At 60.7% G+C, this 341-nt stretch carries 1 protein-coding gene; it reads right to left on the bottom strand.

Annotation, left to right across the window (positions count from 1 at the left end; translation table 11 throughout):
- Positions 1 to 341, bottom strand: a 341-nt coding sequence (locus tag ACTHSW_RS10850; protein ID WP_440373921.1) for a hemagglutinin repeat-containing protein, incomplete at both ends; no start/stop codon positions are given.

Genomic DNA, 341 nt, shown 5'->3' on the forward strand with positions numbered 1-341 from the left:
TCTTTATCTGCGGCAGAAGCGATGGCACCGCCTTTAAGCCGGACGCTATCGGCTGTGATGTGGTAGCCGCCTTCGCCGGCAAAGAGACCGCTTTGGCTGCCGACGCTGCGGCTGTAGCCGCTGGCTTTGCTTTGGTTGTAGTTGCCGGATACGCTCCATGCGGTACCGAGCGCGACTTGGGCGCGGATGCCGCCGCCGCTTTGTTTGCTTTCCTGTTCGACAGTGTCCTGCGGGCTTTCGATGTGCAGTGTGCCGTCGACTTCGGCGTCGATGCGTTTTGCATGGGCTTGGGCACCGTTCAGCACGGTATTGCCCTTGCTGCTGAGCTGCAGTTTGTCCGA

The organism is Neisseria sp. P0008.S004 (assembly GCF_051962755.1).
Taxonomy (GTDB): Bacteria; Pseudomonadota; Gammaproteobacteria; order Burkholderiales; family Neisseriaceae; genus Neisseria; species Neisseria subflava_A.